General features: G+C 41.6%; 1 protein-coding gene. It reads right to left on the reverse strand.

Annotated features, from left to right (window positions below; genetic code table 11):
* The coding region (locus tag SB772_RS45355; RefSeq protein WP_410839197.1) for a hypothetical protein at positions 1-238 on the reverse strand (238 nt) is incomplete at both ends.

The following is a 238-nucleotide window of genomic DNA, read 5'->3' on the forward strand; positions in this document are numbered from 1 at the left end:
CTAGTACTCGAACTACACGTACTTCGTTAAAGGCTTTTTCTTTTTCGTTAATAAAGTCGGCGCGAAAAACATTACCACCTAGATCAGCGAAGTATAAGTGATCAAATAAACCGTCATTATTGCGGTCAAGCGCTGTCACACCAGCGACGATACTATGATTTTGGGGATTGTTCCATGACCATAGTTTGTCACCTGTTTTTGCATCTGTCACATAAATGGAGCTACCTTTAGCGGCAGT

The organism is Paraburkholderia sp. SIMBA_030 (genome assembly GCF_046535245.1).
Taxonomy (GTDB): domain Bacteria; phylum Pseudomonadota; class Gammaproteobacteria; order Burkholderiales; family Burkholderiaceae; genus Paraburkholderia.